The 16,600-nt window shown below is 57.0% G+C and carries 11 protein-coding genes and 1 riboswitch; of the genes, 8 read left to right on the top strand and 3 right to left on the bottom strand.

Annotated elements, in window-relative coordinates:
• Positions 1–334 precede the first annotated feature (334 nt).
• The 8 genes from ppdK (at position 335) to HMPREF1556_RS00870 (ending at position 11,655) form a co-directional block, all read left to right on the top strand.
• Entirely contained in the window at positions 335–3,055 is a 2,721-nt protein-coding gene (ppdK, locus tag HMPREF1556_RS00830) for a pyruvate, phosphate dikinase (protein WP_021666273.1), read from the top strand.
• A 479-nt stretch (positions 3,056–3,534) separates the two neighbouring features.
• Positions 3,535–4,575, top strand: a complete 1,041-nt coding sequence (locus HMPREF1556_RS00835) for a DNA/RNA non-specific endonuclease (RefSeq protein WP_021666274.1) — start codon at positions 3,535–3,537, stop codon at positions 4,573–4,575.
• Positions 4,576–4,708: 133 nt separating this feature from the next.
• Positions 4,709–4,820, top strand: a riboswitch (TPP riboswitch).
• A gap of 156 nt (positions 4,821–4,976) precedes the next feature.
• Positions 4,977–5,180 carry a sulfur carrier protein ThiS gene (gene thiS / locus HMPREF1556_RS00845; protein ID WP_021666276.1) on the top strand — a complete coding sequence of 68 codons (204 nt, stop codon included), beginning with the start codon at positions 4,977–4,979 and terminating at the stop codon, positions 5,178–5,180.
• A 47-nt stretch (positions 5,181–5,227) separates the two neighbouring features.
• Positions 5,228–7,054, top strand: coding sequence for a phosphomethylpyrimidine synthase ThiC (gene thiC / locus HMPREF1556_RS00850; RefSeq protein WP_021666277.1), 1,827 nt, complete (start codon positions 5,228–5,230; stop codon positions 7,052–7,054).
• Between the two features lie 11 nt (positions 7,055–7,065).
• Complete coding sequence (thiE, locus tag HMPREF1556_RS00855; protein WP_021666278.1) at positions 7,066–9,033, top strand: thiamine phosphate synthase; 1,968 nt, start codon at positions 7,066–7,068, stop codon at positions 9,031–9,033.
• The gene (locus tag HMPREF1556_RS00860) at positions 9,027–9,800 is read left to right on the top strand and encodes a thiazole synthase (RefSeq protein WP_021666279.1); all 774 of its coding nucleotides are present in this window, start codon (positions 9,027–9,029) and stop codon (positions 9,798–9,800) included. The genes thiE and HMPREF1556_RS00860 overlap by 7 nt, the downstream gene beginning before the upstream one ends.
• A gap of 5 nt (positions 9,801–9,805) precedes the next feature.
• The gene (thiH, locus tag HMPREF1556_RS00865; RefSeq protein WP_021666280.1) at positions 9,806–10,918 is read left to right on the top strand and encodes a 2-iminoacetate synthase ThiH; all 1,113 of its coding nucleotides are present in this window, start codon (positions 9,806–9,808) and stop codon (positions 10,916–10,918) included.
• Entirely contained in the window at positions 10,909–11,655 is a 747-nt protein-coding gene (locus HMPREF1556_RS00870) for a HesA/MoeB/ThiF family protein (RefSeq protein WP_021666281.1), read from the top strand. The genes thiH and HMPREF1556_RS00870 overlap by 10 nt, the downstream gene beginning before the upstream one ends.
• A 123-nt stretch (positions 11,656–11,778) precedes the next feature.
• On the opposite strand, the gene HMPREF1556_RS00875 is transcribed toward HMPREF1556_RS00870, so the two are convergent.
• The 3 genes from HMPREF1556_RS00875 to HMPREF1556_RS00885 all read right to left on the bottom strand — a co-directional run bounded on the left by HMPREF1556_RS00875 (position 11,779) and on the right by HMPREF1556_RS00885 (position 16,585).
• Positions 11,779–12,150, bottom strand: a complete 372-nt coding sequence (locus HMPREF1556_RS00875) for a MarR family winged helix-turn-helix transcriptional regulator (RefSeq protein WP_021666282.1) — start codon at positions 12,148–12,150, stop codon at positions 11,779–11,781.
• 9 nt (positions 12,151–12,159) lie between these two features.
• Positions 12,160–14,634, bottom strand: coding sequence for an FAD-dependent oxidoreductase (locus HMPREF1556_RS00880; protein ID WP_021666283.1), 2,475 nt, complete (start codon positions 14,632–14,634; stop codon positions 12,160–12,162).
• A 499-nt stretch (positions 14,635–15,133) separates the two neighbouring features.
• Positions 15,134–16,585: a TrkH family potassium uptake protein gene (locus tag HMPREF1556_RS00885; RefSeq protein ID WP_021666284.1), complete on the bottom strand. Its 1,452-nt coding sequence runs from the start codon at positions 16,583–16,585 to the stop codon at positions 15,134–15,136.
• Between the last annotated feature and the right edge of the window lie 15 nt (positions 16,586–16,600).

Genomic DNA, 16,600 nt, shown 5'->3' on the forward strand with positions numbered 1-16,600 from the left:
GAGGGCTTGCATCGGGCCCTTCCGTGAGGCGTACACACCCTGTAGAGCCACTCCACGACAGCACGCCTCCACTCCCCCTATCACTCACCGGAGGAAAGAAGCCATGACACCGCCCCTTTTTAGCTCATTACCCACAGGAAGAAGCCTGAGTAAACCTTAGCCAAGATACATTATTAAACTTCTTAGAAAGAGAAGATTAGAAGCAACTCCAGACCACCTCTACTTCCTAAAAAACTATATTAAATCCTCCAGCCCGACCAATGGGAACAAGGTATCGGAATAATCGATACATTTGCTCTGTAATGTATAACCAACGCATTAAACTACGCTAACAATGAGAGACAACAAAAGAGTCTATACCTTCGGGAACGGTCTCGCTGAAGGTAAAGCGGAGATGAGAAATCTCCTCGGAGGTAAAGGGGCTAATCTGGCAGAGATGAACCTGATCGGAGTACCCGTCCCTCCTGGCTTCACGATCACGACAGAGACCTGCAATGAGTACTTCTCCCGAGGCAAGGATACGCTCATCTCCCTCCTCTCCGACGAAGTCATGCAGGCAGTCCATCATATCGAGGGCCTCATGGGATGTACCTTCGGAGATCCCTCCAACCCGCTCCTCGTCTCCGTGCGCTCAGGGGCTCGTGCCTCGATGCCTGGGATGATGGATACTATCCTTAACCTTGGTCTCAATGATACCGTCGTCGAAGGGCTCGCCAAGAAGACAGGCAATGAGCGCTTCGCCTATGATAGCTACCGCCGCTTTGTCCAGATGTACGGGGATGTCGTCCTCGGCATGAAGCCTGAGAGCAAAGAGGATGTGGCCCCCTTCGAAGAAATTATCGATCGGGTCAAAGCACAGCGTGGTGTACATCTAGATAATGAACTGAATGTCGACGAACTCAAGAGCCTCGTCGTCCTCTTCAAGCAAGAAATCAAGCGTCGTACAGGCAAGGACTTCCCCACCGATCCTATGGAGCAACTCTGGGGAGCTATCTGCGCCGTCTTCGATAGCTGGATGAACGAACGAGCCATCCTCTACCGTAAGATGGAAGGGATCCCCGCCGAATGGGGTACTGCCGTCAACGTCCAGGCTATGGTCTTCGGCAACATGGGCGACACTTCCGCCACAGGGGTCTGCTTCAGCCGTAATGCCGCCACGGGTGAGGACCTCTTCAACGGGGAGTATCTCGTCAATGCTCAGGGCGAGGATGTCGTGGCTGGGATCCGCACCCCACGACAGATCACCAAGGCAGGCTCACTAAGCTGGGCTGAGCAGCAGCGTATCGATGAGTCGGTCCGTGCTAGTAGATACCCCTCGATGGAGGAAACAATGCCCGAGATCTATGCCCAGCTCAACGCCATCCAGCAGAAGCTCGAGGATCACTATCGGGATATGCAGGACATGGAGTTCACTGTGCAGGAAGGGAAGCTATGGTTCCTCCAGACCCGCAATGGGAAGCGCACAGGTACCGCCATGGTCAAGATCGCTATGGACCTGCTACGTGATGGAGTCATCGATGAGAAGACAGCTCTCCTACGCTGTGAGCCACACAAGCTCGATGAGCTCCTTCACCCTGTCTTCGACCCTGTAGCCCGTAGCCAGGCTAAGGTACTCACCAGCGGGCTCCCTGCTTCGCCTGGGGCTGCATCAGGGCAGATCGTCTTCTTCGCTGACGACGCTACCCGCTGGCATGATGATGGGCACCGTGTGATCATGGTACGCATCGAGACCTCCCCCGAAGACCTCGCAGGGATGTCAGCTGCCGAAGGGATCCTGACCGCTCGTGGTGGGATGACCTCCCACGCTGCCGTCGTAGCTCGTGGTATGGGTAAGTGCTGTGTCTCAGGTGCAGGTGCTATCAATATCGACTACAAGCGTCGTACGGTAGAGATCGACGGTGTCGTACTCAAGGAGGGCGACTATCTGTCGCTCAACGGGAGCACCGGCGAAGTCTACCTCGGTCAGGTAGAGACTCAGCCCGCAGAGGTCACAGGGGACTTCGCAGACCTGATGAAGATCTGTGAGAAGTACACCAAGCTCGTCGTCCGCACCAATGCCGATACGCCCCACGATGCTACAGTGGCTCGTACCTTCGGAGCTGTCGGTATCGGTCTGTGTCGTACAGAGCATATGTTCTTCGAAAACGAGAAGATCAAAGCCATGCGTGAGATGATCCTGGCAGATACCAAGGCCGGACGTGAGAAGGCACTGGCTAAGCTCCTCCCCTACCAGAAGCAGGACTTCTACGGCATCCTCAAGGCTATGGATGGATGCCCCGTGAATGTCCGTCTCCTTGACCCCCCTCTCCATGAGTTCGTCCCCCACGATCTCGCTGGTCAGCAGATCATGGCCGACGAGATGGGTATCTCCGTCCATGAGATCGAGCGTCGTGTCAATTCGCTCAGTGAGCACAACCCCATGCTCGGTCACCGTGGTTGCCGTCTAGGGAACACCTACCCTGAGATCACCGTCATGCAGACACGAGCTATCCTGTCGGCTGCTATCCAGCTGAAGAAGGAGGGCTATGATCCACGCCCAGAGATCATGGTGCCTCTGATCGGTATCGTCAATGAGTTCGACGAGCAGGAGAAGGTCATCCGTGACACTGCCCGTCAGCTCTTCGCCGAGGAGGGTATAGAGATCGACTTCCACGTAGGTACGATGATCGAGATCCCCCGAGCAGCACTCACAGCAGACCAGATCGCTAAGCACGCCGAGTACTTCAGCTTCGGGACGAACGACCTGACGCAGATGACCTTCGGCTACAGCCGCGATGATATAGCTGGCTTCCTGCCCGTCTACCTCGACAAGAAGATCCTCAGCGTAGACCCCTTCCAGGAGCTTGATCAGGAGGGTGTAGGTCAGCTGATCAAGATGGCCGTAGAGCGTGGGCGAGCTACACGCCCCGGGCTCCCCTGTGGTATCTGCGGTGAGCATGGTGGTGACCCCCACTCGGTGAAGTTCTGTCACCGCATCGGGCTGAACTACGTCAGTTGCTCCCCCTTCCGTGTACCTATCGCTCGCCTAGCAGCAGCTCAGGCAGCTATCGAATAAGAGCATTAGCTTCCCCTCTTAGTCAAGAGCCCTTCCCCGCCCTACAGGGTCGAGGGAGGGCTCTTGCCCTATCCGTCCAAGGGGATCGGAAGAAGTAGGTAGTTCGCCCCTATTTTTTCTCCCCACTATTAGGTAGAGTCGGAGGATTATCATTACCTTTGCAGAGAAGAATAAGACCTCCTAGTGGTGGCCAGCGTCATCCGAGGAGAGAGCACCATTTCTCGTCACCATCACAGCGAAGACTCCGCACCCTCGAGAGAGGGATACCGAGTCCCGTGAGGCTGTGAAGCAGACGAGCTCTTAAACGGTCGAAGCCTAGCGCTAAGAGGAGCTGAGCTCCCTTAGGGTTAGGCTTCTTTTATGTACCTAGGAGTCCGGATGATGGGTATCAAGGTAGCTTATCTCTAGGAGCTATGGCTAACGCTGGTAAATGCTTACCTTTGAGGGAGACTTATACTCTTCCCTAACAACCCACGCACATGAAAAAACTAATTACCTCCCTTGCCTTTGGACTTCTAGTGGCTTCCTTTGGCTGTAGCTACCAGCCTAATCGCATCCCTCAGCCCCGTCAGGATCGATCGCAGACCTCACCCAAGACGAGGAGGGTCACTACCGGTACATCTACCACTACCTCCCGCCATACTAAGGGACGAGATAGCCTTGCCACCGACTCGATCCTCCCCTCAGGGTCGAAGCCTATCGGGGCTAAGCGACCCACCGACTCCCTACCACCTACCCAGAGGCGAGATAGCCTCTCGGAGGAACTGATCTTCGGTGATACGACCCTCTTGGAGCTCCCACGTCTTGCCGGAGGGGCACACAATTACTTCATCACGCACCATGCCTCGGGAGTCGTGAACTACTCACTGGAGTACGACGTCTATAAGCTCCATGCTCGCTGGGTCGCCTTCTCCTTCGATGAGACGACCTCGAGAGATAGCATCTCACGCACCAATGCCTGGCGCTGGGACCCCATAGTGCCCAAGGTCTATGATACCTCGTCCTTCTTCCCTCGTAGTGGCTACAGCCGAGGGCACCTCGTTGCCTCGGAGGATAGGACCTTCTCCCGTGAGGCCAATGAGCAGACCTTCTACTACACCAACATGAGCCCCCAGCTCCAGTCTCACAATGCGGGCATCTGGCACCGACTAGAGAACAAGGTCCAGCAGTGGGGGCACAACCGAAAGTTCTGCGACAAGCTCTACGTCGCCAAGGGAGCCACCATCCGAGAGGATCAGATCAAGGAGGAGCGTCTAGGTGGGAAGGTCGTCATCCCTCGCTACTTCTGGATGGCCGTGCTAATGAAGAAAGGACGCTCCTACCATGCGATTGCCTTCCTCACCGAGCACAGGAGCTATACCAAGGAGGAGCACATCGATCAGATGACGCTCTCCATCCGTGAGCTGGAGCGGTTCACCGGCCTAGACTTCTTCTACCACCTCCCCGATGAGGTAGAGAAGCGGGTAGAGGAGGCTGACCCCAAGAGCCCTGCTGCCCTAAGCCTCTGGTGGGGTAAGTAGTAGGCTCTTCCCTTAGCCCACCATCCTCCGTCCTCCGACACCATAGAGTGCCCCAGCTGGGCCTCGTGGTGTCGGAGGACTTTTTCTACCCTTCCCCCTTGGAGATCTGGGGAAAAGGGTTACCTTTGTCGTGAGCAACTCGAAGGGGTGCTGGCACAGGGAAGATAAGTCCTGAGCTGAGCTGAGATTATACCCGAAGACCTGATCCAGATAATGCTGGCGTAGGCAGAGAGTGATGGCGAAGTCTCGCCGCTTATCCTCTTGTATCTTCCGTTTATCCTGCTTGGCGATGACCCATAGTCTCATCGCCGGTCCTCCTCATGGTCTAGCCCGTCTCGACTAAGAGTAGCTCATGCTGTCTCTTCGCATATCACATAGCACCATGAAGGAAGAATAATCCGATGAAGATCCTACTCAATGGAGAGCCTACCCTCCTCCCCACCCCCTGTACCCTCCCTGAGGCTCTAGCTCAGCTAGGCCGTGAGCTCCCCCCACGCTCGGCGGTAGCTATCAACGCTCAGATCATCCCACGCCCCTCGCTAGACGACACCCTGCTCGAGGAGGGCGATGATGTCCTCCTCATCCTCCCCACCTTCGGAGGATAGCCTAGCTAATACTCCACGCACACCTAACGATCAAGCACTATCTATCAATGAAAATCAACGAAGTCGTGACCCATGGCCCTATGATGGGCTCCGAGAAGATCTATGTCCCTGGTCAGCTCTTCCCCCACCTCCGTGTAGGGATGCGCAGGATCCCCCTATCTGACACCGTCCACGAGGATGGGAGTCGTAGCCCCAATGCCCCTGTAGTCACCTACGACACCGGAGGGCCCTATACTGACCCAGACTATGTAGTCGACCTAGAGCGGGGACTCCCTCGCCTGAGAGAGCCGTGGATAGAGCGACGGGGCGATACCCTGCGACAGGAGGGTCTAGGGAGCACCTATGCTCAAGCTCGCCTCTCCGACCACGCCCTCGACGGTCTACGCTATCGACATATCTCCACCCAGCCCCTTGTCGCTCGAGAGGGCTGTGTGACCCAGCGCTACTATGCCTCACAGGGCATCATCACCGAGGAGATGGAGTACGTCGCTATCCGAGAGAATCAACTCATCGAGGAGGCTCGTGAGCGCTTCGCCCTCAGAGGCGAACCTATGGGTGCCGTCCTACCCGAGGTAGTGACCCCCGAATTCGTCCGTAATGAGATCGCCCAGGGACGTGCCATCATCCCAGCGAACATCAATCACCCAGAGATGGAGCCGATGATCATCGGGCGTAACTTCCTCTGTAAGGTCAATGCCAACATCGGGAACTCTGCCATCACCAGCAGTATCGCCGAGGAGGTGGAGAAGGCCGTATGGGCGACCCGCTGGGGAGCCGATACCGTCATGGACCTCTCTACAGGGAGACATATCCATGAGACACGTGAGTGGATCATCCGCAATAGCCCCGTACCCATCGGCACCGTCCCTCTCTACCAAGCTCTGGAGAAGGTACGTGGGCGGGTCTCCGACCTAACATGGGAGATCTACCGAGATACCCTCATCGAGCAGGCAGAGCAAGGGGTAGACTACTTCACCATCCATGCAGGGCTGAGGAAGGAGCACATCCCTCTGACGCTCCACCGCCTGACAGGTATCGTCAGCCGTGGAGGAGCGATCATGGCAGGCTGGTGTACTGATAAGAATAAGGAGAGCTTCCTCTACGAGCACTTCGAGGAGATCTGTCAGATAGCTGCCCGCTATGACGTGTCCCTCTCCCTCGGAGATGGCTTGCGTCCTGGCTGTATCCATGATGCCAATGATGCTGCCCAGATGGCAGAGCTGAAGACGCTAGGAGAGCTCAATAGGATAGCAGCCCGATATCACGTGCAGGTGATGATCGAGGGACCAGGGCACATACCCATGCATCTCATCCCTGAGAACATGACTCAGGAGCTCCTTGACTGCGATGAGGCACCCTTCTACACCCTTGGGCCTCTGGTCTCAGACATAGGTGCTGGCTACGACCATATCACCGGAGCGATAGGAGCCTCGATCATCGGACACCATGGTACGGCCATGCTCTGCTATGTGACGAGGAAGGAGCACCTCGGACTCCCCGAGCGAGATGATGTACGTGAGGGTGTCGTCACCTACAAGCTAGCGGCACATGCAGCCGACCTTGCTAAGGGACACCCTGCTGCCTACCTGCGTGATCATGCGATGAGTAAGGCTCGCTTTGAGTTCAGATGGAGGGATCAGTTCCACCTAGCCCTAGATCCCGAGCGAGCCATGGAGCTTCACGACCAGACCCTCCCCGATGAGGTACATAAGGAGAAGCACTTCTGCTCGATGTGTGGGGAGCACTTCTGCTCCATGCGAGCTAACCGTACCTTCCGTCAGACACTCTTAGCAGGGCAAGCCCCTACGACACCTCAGAGGATACAGGGGATCGCCCATACTGCTGAGGGGGGATGCAGTCAAGGAGACAAGTAAGACCAGCTCCTATGCTACCTCATCAGATCATCGCCCTCACGCCCCCCGACCTTAGGGGGGCTGAGGAGGCGATATGGATAGGACAGCTCCTTCGCCTCGGCTTGTGTCGTGTACACATACGTAAGCCTGGGGCTTCTAAGGAGGCACTGATGGAGCTCCTTGAGGCAATACCTAGGGAACTGAGACGAAGGTGCGTCTTATCCCATCATGTCGACTTAGTTAGGGAGTTAGGCTTAGGAGGAGTGCATCTCTCAGTCTCTGACTGGAGGGGACTCTCTAGCCGTCCCGAGGATCTTCGTCCCGACCAACTAGTAGGGGTAAGTTGCCACAGCCGAGCGGAACTAGAGGCACTCCCCTTCCTTCCCAGCTATGCTTATCTAAGTCCCGTAGCTCCGAGCCTAAGTAAGGCAGGATATGGTGCTACTGGAGCTTGGTCGGACGAGGAGCTCATAGACCTCTGCCGATCGTACCCCTTCCCCCTCGTTGCCCTTGGCGGTATTCAACCAGAGAATGCTAACTCCTTCCTCCGCCGGGGCTTCTCAGTGGTGGCCAGCCTAGGCTATTGGGAGGGGCTTAGGATCCATGAGCTTGAGGGAGCGCTACGACGCTTGTGCCAGCCGACTATCCTCTTCTGTGGCGGACTCGACCCAACAGCAGAAGCGGGGATCACGGCCGATGCTCGCCACGCAGAGCGCCTCGGTGCTAGGTGCTACACGGTAGCTACGGCTCTGACCCGGCAGGATGCTCATTCCTTCTATGGATGCACCTCGGTCACGGAGGAGGAGCTTGTAGGGCAGCTGGAGGCGCTCTCCCAGCAACGCCCTCCCGAAGTCGCTAAGATCGGTCTCGTCACCTCGCTTGGGCAAGTACTTACGCTCACTAAGCATCTTCGCCGTCTCTTCCCTACCAGCTTGATCGTCTGGGATCCGATACTGAGGACGAGCTCAGGCTACTCGCTCCTCTCCGACTGTACACCTGAGTCCCTGCACCAGGCTATAGGTGAAGTTGACCTCCTTCTCCCTAATGCTTATGAGCGGGAAGTACTCTTCGGAGGGATCCCCCCGCAAGAGGTCGCCCGGCACTCGGGTACGATACTTCTCTGTAAGTCCGCCCAAGTGACAAGCGATGGGATCACCGATATCGCCTACCTCCCCGATGGCATGGAGATCCGGCGCACCGCACCAGCTACAGGGCAAGACCGCCATGGTACCGGCTGTCTCTACGCATCAGAGCTCGCCGTAGCGCTTGACTGTGGGGAAGAGCTCGGCCAAGCTATGGGAAGGGCACAGCGCTCCGTAGGGTGCTACCGTAGTGGGAGCATGCTTCCCAAGAGGGAGGGACAAGCGCATCTAGGACGACGTATGTTCGTCACCCACGGCAGGACAAGCACGGAGATCCTCCAGCAGGCAGAGCGTGTCCTTAGGCTGGGACTAGCGGACATCGTCCAGCTACGGATGAAGGGAAGTGATTGGGCGACAATACTAGATACTGCTCGTGATCTACAGGCGCTCTGCCGAAGCTTCGGAGTACCGCTGATCATCAATGACCATGTAGACATCGCCGCACTTATCTCTGCAGATGGGCTGCACTTAGGCAAGGAAGATATGTCTCCTACCCTTGCTCGTCAGCTCCTCGGACCTTCGGCGCTGATCGGCCGTACCTGCAATAGCCAGGAGGATCTGGACAAGGCTCTTGCCTTCCCCGTAGACTATATAGGCCTAGGACCTTTTCGATTCACCAAGACGAAGGAGAAGCTTGCTCCCCAGCTAGGGCTAGAGGGCTACCGACGACTCAAGCTACACCACTACCCTCTCCCCGTCTATGCTATCGGGGGCATCCAACTAGAAGATGCTCCAGCCCTCTACACCACAGGTATCTACGGGATCGCTATGAGTGGCGCCCTCATCGAAGCACCCGATATACCCCAGCATCCCTCCAACTATCACTCAAACAACATAACCACTACAGATCCATGCTAACCATAGCGAACAAGACCTTCCACTCCCGCTTATTCCTCGGGACAGGTAAGTTTGCCTCCCCCTCCCTGATGGCTCAGGCAGTCGAAGCCTCGGGTACTGAACTCGTCACCGTGGCGCTCAAGCGTATAGAGCTGGACGAAGCCTCTTCAGACGACATGATCTCCCCGCTTGACCGCCCAGGACTTTCCCTACTGCCTAATACAAGTGGAGCACGTACAGCCGAGGAAGCGATCCTTGCTGCCGAGCTGGGACGAGAAGCGCTACAGACCGACTGGCTCAAACTAGAGATTCACCCCGATCCCCGCTACCTCATGCCCGACCCCATCGAGACTCTTCGTGCGGCGGAGGCACTAGTGAAGCGAGGCTTTGCCGTCTTGCCCTACGTGCAAGCCGACCCTGTCCTCTGTAAGAGGTTAGAAGAGGTAGGCTGTGCCACTGTCATGCCCTTAGCCGCTCCTATCGGCAGTAATAGGGGGCTAGACACACGAGCACTACTGAGGATCATCATCGCAGAGAGCACCATCCCCGTCGTCGTCGATGCCGGAATAGGGGCACCAAGCCATGCTGCCGAGTGTATGGAGCTAGGAGCCGATGCTGTCCTCGTCAATACCGCCATCGCTACAGCACAAGATCCTGTATCCATGGCTGAAGCCTTCCGCCTAGGTGTCGAAGCTGGTCGTAGGGCCTACTTAGCGAAGCTTGCTCCTAAGCGGATGGAGGCAGAAGCCTCCTCCCCCTTCACTTCTTTCCTCTTTACCTCGAAATAGCTACCGTGGAGACTACAGCATATGATTTCCTACGGAGGTACGACTTCGAAGACCTTCGTAGGAGGATCTACGCCCAGACAGCGGAAGACGTAGAGCGTGCCCTAGCTCAGCCCTACCGCACGACGGAGGACTTCATCGCTCTCGTCTCTCCGGCAGCAGTACCCTATCTGGAGGTGATGGCTCGTGAAGCCCACCGACTCACTATAGAGCGCTACGGGAAGACCCTACAGCTCTACCTCCCCCTTTACCTGTCTAATATCTGCTCGAATAGCTGTGTCTACTGTGGCTTCAGCAAGGAGAATAAGATCCGACGTCGCCAGCTCACACTCTCGGAGATCGACCGGGAAGTGGAGGCGATCAAAAGGCTTGGCTTCAGGCACCTGCTACTGGTAAGTGGAGAGGATCTACGTAGCTCCTCTTGGCAGTACTACCTAGAGGTCGTGAAGCATCTACGTCCTCACTTCGCCCAGCTCTCCCTAGAGGTACAGCCCCTTAGCACGGAGCAGTACCACGCCCTCGGTAGTGCTGGTATCAGCTACGTATGCGTCTATCAGGAGACTTACCACGAGGCTCACTATCCCCGCTACCACCTAGCGGGGAAGAAGGCCGACTACCGCTACCGCCTCGAGACCCCCGATCGTATCGCTCAGGCAGGAATAGAGAAGATCGGACTGGGGGCACTCCTGGGCCTCGAGGAATGGCGCACCGATAGTACCTTCACGGCGCTACATCTGAGCTACCTCAAGCGCAAGTACCGCCAGACCCGCTACTCTATTTCGCTCCCTCGCCTGCGCCCTGCGGTAGGCGCCTACGAGCCCTCTTGTCCCATCGATGATCTAGGCCTAGTGCAACTCATCCTTGCCTTCCGTCTCCTCGATCCCCATGTCGAGATCTCTCTCTCCACGAGAGAATCGGAGACGCTACGCAATCACGTCTTGCCCCTCGGCATCACGAGCATGAGTGCCGGGAGCCATACAGAACCAGGAGGCTATGCCGAGCAACATGCGGACCTCGAGCAGTTCTCTATCAATGACAGTCGTTCGCCAGAGGAGTTCGTCGCCTATCTGCGCTCCGTGGGCTACGAACCTATTTGGAAGGATTGGGACACATGGATGTAAGGCGTAGCGGGACGGAGGTCCTAGGGCTCGAGGAGTGGCAGGAGCGCTATGCCCGCCAGCTCCTACTCCCCGAAGTCGGGAGGGAGGGACAAGAGCTACTTGATCGGAAGTCCATAGCGGTCGTCGGTGCTGGCGGGCTGGGCTCTACCCTCCTACCGGTACTAGTAGGAGCCGGAGTTGGCAAGGTCTTGATCGTCGACTCAGACACCGTCTCTCGGAGCAACCTCCCTCGTCAAACCCTCTACACCACCGAGGATCTTGGGGAGAAGAAAGCCCTACTCGCTGCTCGGCGTCTCAAGGCATACAACCCTCACTGTACCCTCACGACCTCCACTGAGCGCCTATCGCCCACCAATGCCCATCAGCTCCTCTCGGGCAAGGACTTGATCCTCGATGCCACGGACAATGAAGAAGCTCGCCGTCTCATCGATAGCGTTACTCGGGAGGCGGGGCAGCACTGGCTCTACAGCTCGATCGACGGTTGGTGCGGACAGGTGGCGCTCTTCACTCCCGAGGGGAAGGGCTACTGTGACCTCTTCCCCGAGTCCCCTTCTACTTCGGAAGGACTAGAGGGTAGCTCCACTCCTATACCTGTGATCTCCTCCACGCCAGCACTACTGGGAAGTATAGCGGGGGCAGAGGCGCTCAAGCACCTCCTCGGCCTCGCTACCCTGCTCTCCGATCACCTGCTCCTCGTCGACAGTCTCCACTGGTCCTTCCAGCTCCTCAAGCGCTGAACTCGTCGACACCCCGCGAGCCTTCTAACCCCGTAGATACAGCGAGGGCTTCGTCTACTCCTAGGTGGGAATAACCTCCCTTCCCTATGGATAGACGAAGCCCTCTCTGCTTAGAGTGACGCCCTAGGATAAGAGCGTCTCGAGGGGGAGCTGCTGGAGGAACTCCGGCAGGACAAACGGGTGCTCCTTCAGACGAGCAAGCAGGCTACTACCCTCGGAGGTCAACTCGAAGAAGACCTGACGACGGTCTTCTCGTCCGAGGCTACGAGTGACGAAGCCTCGATCCTCGAGGGCGTTGACCACCCGAGAGGTCAGCGAGGCACTTAGCCCCGTTTGCTCACTGACGAAGGAAGCAGGGACACGCTCTTGAGCGATGGCACAGAGCGTCATAGCCTCATTGAGGGAGAGGGAGAAAGCCTCTCCCAGAGCGCTTTCTAGTTCGGCTAAGGCCCTAGCGAGTGCACGCATCAGGCAGATAGACTGTACAGGCTCCATGATCAGGGGTTAGATGAAGAGATTGACACGGGAGCGCTCTGCCCGCTCCATGTACGAGGCGACACCGCCGACAGTGACTTCGTCGAGGAGTTCGCTTCGGTCGATACCTAGGACATCCATAGACATCTGGCAGGCGATGAACTCTACCCCCTGATCCAGCGCCTGCTGTCGGAGGGTTTCGAGGCTATCGACGCCCTTGGAGCGCATGAGGTAGCGCATGAGGCGAGGCCCTATGCCGAGGAAGTTCATCTTAGAGAGGGGAAGCTGTCGGGTATCCGAGGGAAGCATCCAGGCGAAGAGACGGGCAAGGAAGTCCTTCTTCACTGGTGGCTTCTGAGCCTTCTTGATAGCACCGAGCCCCCAGAAGGTGAAGAAGATGCTGACCTTCGTCCCTGTAGCCGCAGCACCATTAGCGAGGATGAAGGTCGCCAGCGCCTTGTCTAGATCCTCACTGAAGAGGATGAAGGTCTTCCCGTGGGCGCCGTCCTGCGTCTGAGCTGTGGCTATAGCACAGGGCGAGGCCTTCTCGATACGAGCGGTATAGACGCCCCCCTTTGCCTCCTGAGAGAGGAAGCGGTGTCCCGTGGAGTGACACCAAGCTTCAGCGTCTCGGGGGAAGCCCGCATCTGTGGCCTGGACCTCTAGTATCTCCCCTGGGGTGAGCGCCTCCATCGCCTGCTTGAGCTGGACAATCGGGCCAGGGCACTGTAGCCCGCAGGCATTGAGCTGATGCACGCTTGCTGATGCGGGTGAAGAAGCCTGCTCTAGTGAGGGCTTCTTCACTGACGAAGCGGAGGAGGTATCGGGCAGAGGGTTGGGAGCCGTAGCTGCTCGGTAGGTCTTGATCCCCCCGATGAGGTTACGGACTTCTGAGAAGCCGTTGGATCGTAGGATATTCGATGCTAGATAGCCACGAAGCCCGACACCGCAGAAGAGCCAGACAGGCTTGTCGCTTGGGATCTCCCCTAGTCGCTCCCGGAGGTCATCGAGGGGAATGTTCACCGCTCCTGGTAGTGACCCTAAGCGAGCTTCGTACTCCGTACGAACATCGATCAGGGTGATCTCGTCGAGACGAGCATCACGAAGCTCACGCCAATAGAGCGGGAGCATCTTCCCCGAGAGAATGTTGCTCGCTACGTAGCCAGAGATAGCGACGGGATCCTTCGCCGAGGAGAAAGGTGGAGCATAGGCATGCTCTAGCTCTGTGAGCTCCCCGACGGTAGCACCTCGCTTGATAGCTAGGGCATACTGGTCGATACGTGTGTCTACCCCCTCGTAGCCGACGATCTGAGCGCCATAGAGTTTGCCGTCCTCGGGGGAGAAGGTGACCTTGATATCCATCTGCCGAGCACCAGGGTAATAACCAGCGTGCGAGGCGGTATGGATCGTCGCCGAGAGATAGGGTATCTCGAGCTGACGAAGACGCTTAGCAGGAAGGCCTGTAGTAGCTACAGTCAGGTCGAAGACCTTCGCAATGGCCGTACCGATAGACCCTTCGTAGCGCTCACGGTTGCCTAGGTGAATGTTGTCCGCTACGAGGCGTGCCTGACGATTGGCAGGACCGGCAAGATAGTTGAGCCAAGGCTTGCCCGTGAGCGGATGGGGGAACTCTATAGCATCGCCGACAGCGTAGATGTCGGGGTCGGATGTCTGTAGGTACTCATTGACTTCGATCCCTCGAGCCTCGCCGATACGTAGCCCTGCAGCTTCGGCGAGCCGGGTCTCGGGACGCACTCCTATCGACAGGATCACTAGATCGGTCTCAAGCGTGCTGCCAGACTGGAAGCGCACGGCTAGCCCCCCTTCTCTTTCCTCAAAGGACTGGACCGCCTGCTCGAGGAAAAGCTTCACCCCTTGCTCTCGTAGATGCTCATGCACGAAGCTTGCCATCGAGTAGTCCATGGGTGCCATCACCTGCGGAGCCATCTCAATGACGGAGACTTCGGCTCCTGCGTGGACGAGGTTCTCCGCCATCTCTAGTCCGATGAAACCACCACCTACGATGACGGCACGGCGTACCTGATGCTCCGAGAGGTAGGCCTTGATACGATCGGTATCCTGGACGTTGCGTAGAGTGAAGACCCCCTCTAGGTCTATCCCTGGGAGGGGAGGACGCACGGGAGCAGCCCCAGGAGAGAGGAGAAGCTTGTCATAGGCCTCGGTATAGACCTGGCCGTCAGCAGTCCTCACGGTGACCTGTTTGCTCGCTGGGGCGATGGCGGTGACCTCGCTCTGGGTACGCACATCGAGTGCAAAGCGCTTACCGAAGGCCTCGGGCGTCTGGACAAAGAGGCGGTCACGCTCCTCGATCACCCCACCTATATAGTAGGGCAAGCCACAGTTGGCGTAGGAGATATATTCCCCCTTCTCGAAGAGGATGATCTCAGCCTCTTCGGTGAGGCGTCTTAGTCGTGCTGCTGCAGTAGCTCCACCGGCGACACCACCGACGATAAGGTAGCGCTTACGCTGGGTATTTTCTTTCATTAGTTGGATAGCATTACTTGTATTTCGTGCACTCGCTGGGAGCTGCTCCCTCGGAGAACGAGTGCAAAGATACAACAAGCTTCTATTAGACAAAGTTTCCAGCGGAAAATATTTACGCCAGAGAGTGAGTAGGGTTAACTACCTTCGGTCAAAACTCTAGCCTAGAAGGTCATACTGCTACTGAAAGGAGACCCTTCCGCCTGCCTCCTCCTTCCCAAGGGCTGTTTTCCTCCTCAGTAAGGGCTATCACTGAGCAGGCAAAGCAGAGCTTCTTCCCCCAAGGAATCCCCGAGCATGGCTCCCCTACTCTTGCAACAATACCTCCCGAAGCGCACACTGATGAATGCCGAAGAGGCACCAGTAGCGCCTCGATCGACGTACTACTGGTGCCTCTTCGGTGTTAGTACTAGCGCCTCCTTAGTAGAGACTCATGGATATGGTGGAGGGAGGCTAAAGCATACTTGCGATGCACTCCTAGAGCGTGCTCGGAGCTATCCCTCTAGCGCTTCCAGAAGTGCGGGGTCAAGATCCCGATGACCGTAAAGACCTCCAGACGACCAGCGAGCATGAGGAAGCAGAGGAGGGACTTGGAGAACGTGCCCGCTCCCGCTACGCTCGAAGCATATTCGCCGATACCAGGGCCGGAATTGCTGACCGCAGAGCAAGCGATACTGATGCTCGATACAAAGCCATTGTCGTCAAGCATGAGGAGGGAAGCCCCGAAAAAGATTAAAGCCACATAGAGCACACAGAAGGCTACGATCTGATGCACGACGCTCACGCTGAGTTGGCGTCCGTTGATCAGCACCGGTGTCAGCAGGTGCGGGTGGATCTGCTTCTTGAACTCGTTGTAGAGGTTTTTGATCAGTACGAGGAAGCGTGAAGACTTTAGTCCCCCCGAGGTCGAACCAGCACAGCCGTTGACGAACATCAAGAGGAGCGCCAGCATCCAGAAAAATGGTCCCCAGAGGGTAATATCCGCGGCGGTGTACCCTGTGCTTGACCCTAAAGAGAGGGTTGTGAACAGGGACTGTCGGAAGTTGGCTTCGAGCGAAGGGTATTCCTCTTGCAGTACCAGCCAGATCGTCGTGATTACTGCGATCACTACGATGAAGAAGGTGAAGAAGCGGAACTCTTCGTCCTTGAAGAGGCGCTGGGGCTTACCTGTAGCGGCGAAGTAGACTAAGGTGAGATTGAGACTGCCGAGGAACATGAAGAGCGACAGCACATACTCTACATAGGCCGAGTCAAAGGCAGCGATGCTGGCATCCCGTGTCGAGTAGCCCCCGGTAGAGATGCACGTAAAGGCATGACAGACGGCATCGAAGAAGTCCATAGGCCCTATCCATAGAAGCCCGACCAGCAGAAGCGTCTCCACGAAATAGACAACCCAGAGGCACTTGGCTACATCGGAGATGCGTGGTAGGAAGCGGTCATGCGTGATGCCGGTAGTCTCGGCATTGTAGATCTGACTAGCACCGCCCCCGAAGATCGGGAGAAGGGCAACCGTGAAGACGACGATCCCGAGCCCCCCTTGCCACTGAGTGAGACTGCGCCAGAAGAGGATGGAGTGAGGCAGGCTCTCGACCTCGTTGAAGACCGTAGCCTCCGTCGTAGTGAAGCCTGATATCGTCTCGAAGAAAGCATCGATGGGTCTCTCCAGAGAGCCTGTGAGGAGGAAGGGAAGCATCCCCACAAGCGAGAGTAGAAGCCATACTAGCGTCACGGCCAGCATACCCTCTCTGCGGGAGGCGAACTTCTTTTTGAGCCTCCTCCCGAAGTGCAGGAGTACCGACCCCAGGGTAAAGAAGGCTCCGATGGTCACTGCCCACGGTAAAAGCCCCTCGCCATAAATAAGTGCTGTCAGGACGACCAGTAGCATCATCAGCCCTTCGACAAAGCACATCATCCCGAGGATGCGACTGATGAAGCGGAAGTTGATCGAGTGCATAGTAGATAGAGAGCC

Source organism: Porphyromonas sp. oral taxon 278 str. W7784, assembly GCF_000467855.2.
Taxonomy (GTDB): Bacteria; Bacteroidota; Bacteroidia; order Bacteroidales; family Porphyromonadaceae; genus Porphyromonas.

Bases quoted from the DNA above. Each gene is read 5' to 3' on its own strand.
- HMPREF1556_RS00875 (WP_021666282.1), bottom strand. From the start codon at position 12,150: ATGGAGCCTGTACAGTCTATCTGCCTGATGCGTGCACTCGCTAGGGCC.
- thiS (WP_021666276.1), top strand. From the start codon at position 4,977: ATGAAGATCCTACTCAATGGAGAGCCTACCCTCCTCCCCACCCCCTGT.
- ppdK (WP_021666273.1), top strand. From the start codon at position 335: ATGAGAGACAACAAAAGAGTCTATACCTTCGGGAACGGTCTCGCTGAA.
- HMPREF1556_RS00870 (WP_021666281.1), top strand. From the start codon at position 10,909: ATGGATGTAAGGCGTAGCGGGACGGAGGTCCTAGGGCTCGAGGAGTGG.
- HMPREF1556_RS00880 (WP_021666283.1), bottom strand. From the start codon at position 14,634: ATGAAAGAAAATACCCAGCGTAAGCGCTACCTTATCGTCGGTGGTGTC.
- thiC (WP_021666277.1), top strand. From the start codon at position 5,228: ATGAAAATCAACGAAGTCGTGACCCATGGCCCTATGATGGGCTCCGAG.
- HMPREF1556_RS00860 (WP_021666279.1), top strand. From the start codon at position 9,027: ATGCTAACCATAGCGAACAAGACCTTCCACTCCCGCTTATTCCTCGGG.
- HMPREF1556_RS00835 (WP_021666274.1), top strand. From the start codon at position 3,535: ATGAAAAAACTAATTACCTCCCTTGCCTTTGGACTTCTAGTGGCTTCC.
- thiE (WP_021666278.1), top strand. From the start codon at position 7,066: ATGCTACCTCATCAGATCATCGCCCTCACGCCCCCCGACCTTAGGGGG.
- HMPREF1556_RS00885 (WP_021666284.1), bottom strand. From the start codon at position 16,585: ATGCACTCGATCAACTTCCGCTTCATCAGTCGCATCCTCGGGATGATG.